Annotated in this window: 3 protein-coding genes; all 3 read left to right on the top strand. The window is 59.5% G+C overall.

The window, feature by feature from the left end; translation table 11 throughout:
* The coding region (locus DC366_RS20125) for a hypothetical protein (RefSeq protein WP_207768795.1) at window positions 1-192 on the top strand (192 nt) is incomplete at its 5' end.
* Window positions 189-539 (top strand): IS66 family insertion sequence element accessory protein TnpB, encoded by a 351-nt coding sequence (gene tnpB, locus DC366_RS19435; protein ID WP_072630505.1) that lies wholly within the window; start codon window positions 189-191, stop codon window positions 537-539. The genes DC366_RS20125 and tnpB, both read left to right, overlap by 4 nt.
* Before the next feature lie 59 nt (window positions 540-598).
* On the top strand, window positions 599-1554 hold a 956-nt coding region (tnpC, locus tag DC366_RS19430; RefSeq protein WP_108693783.1), incomplete at its 3' end, for an IS66 family transposase.

Below are 1554 nucleotides of genomic sequence, written 5' to 3'. Positions count from 1 at the left end.
CTTGGTTCTGGCCCGCAATTTTTGCGGGTTATGAAGATCGAAGATGCTTCTGATGGCTCTGACACTGCGCCAGCGCCGCAAGTTCCTGTCATGACTATTGATCTTGGCCCGCGGTGTCGTGTGGCGATCCCGTCAGGTTTTGACATGGAAGCTGCTGCGCATCTGCTCAACGGCTTGATGGTGCGGTCATGATCGCGTTTCCGGCTGGAACGAAGGTGTGGATTGCAGGCGGTGTGACGGATATGCGCCGAGGCATGAACACTTTGGCGCTGACAGTGCAACAGGGGCTTGGGCGTGATCCGCATGCGGGTGAGATATTTTGCTTTCGAGGCCGCAAGGGTGACCTGGTGAAGCTGCTCTGGCATGACGGGGTGGGCATGTCGTTATATTTGAAGCGTCTTGAAGCGGGGAAGTTCATCTGGCCGGTGAGCCAAGACGGGACGGCTGTTGCTATATCTGCGGCGCAGTTGGGCTATCTTCTTGAGGGGATCGATTGGCGTAATCCACGCTGGACACAAAGACCCAAAGCGGCTGGATAATTTGTGCTGAAACGCCTGTTTTTATTGGCGTTTAACAGCTTCTGTGGTAAATATTTGCCATGTCCGACGCCGCTTCCGAAATCGCCAGATTAAGCACTGCACTTGCCGCGCAGACCGCCCGAGCGCAGGCTGCGGAAGCCGAATTGGCGCAGGCCCGCGCCTTGGCCTCCTGCACGGACGCAATGATCCAAGAATTAAAGTTGGAGATCGCCAAGCTGCGGCGCGACAAATACGGCATTTCCTCCGAGCGTCGCACGCGGCTGATTGATCAGCTGGAATTGCAGCTTGAGGAATTGGAAGCGGCCGCAACGGAGGATGCGCTGGCGGCTGAGCAGGCTGCGGACAAGGCGAGCGCCGTGCGTGCCTTCACGCGACGCAAGCCCGTGCGCAAACCGTTCCCCGATCACTTGCCCCGCGAGCGGGTTGTCGTCGAAGCACCTGCCGCCTGCACCTGCTGTGGCTCGGACCGGATCGTAAAGATGGGTGAAGATGTCACCGAGACGCTGGAGGTGATCCCCCGCCAGTGGAAGGTGATCCAGACGGTCCGCGAGAAGTTCACTTGCCGAGCTTGCGAGAAGATCAGCCAACCGCCGGCCCCGTTCCATGTCATTCCGCGCGGCTGGGCCGGGCCGCAACTGATCGCGATGATCGCCTTCGACAAGTATGGACAACATCAACCGTTGAACCGGCAATCCGAGCGCATTGCACGGGAGGGAGTTGATCTGAGCCTGTCCACCTTGGCTGATCTGATCGGCCATGCCTGTGTGGCGCTGACCCCCATTCATGCGTTAATCGCGCGCCACGTGCTGGATGCTGGCCGTTTGCATGGTGACGATACCACCGTGCCGCTACTGGCGCGTGGTGGCGCAAAGACGGCGCGACTGTGGACCTATGTGCGCGACGATCGACCCTGGGATGGGGGTGCGCCACCTGCCGCACTCTTCCACTTCTCAACAGATCGCCGGAAAGAACACCCGACACGGCATCTGGCCGAATGGCACGGTGTTCTTCAGTC

The organism is Pelagivirga sediminicola (assembly GCF_003072125.1).
GTDB lineage: Bacteria > Pseudomonadota > Alphaproteobacteria > Rhodobacterales > Rhodobacteraceae > Roseovarius > Roseovarius sediminicola.
This window is presented reverse-complemented; position numbering and strand designations above follow the sequence as displayed.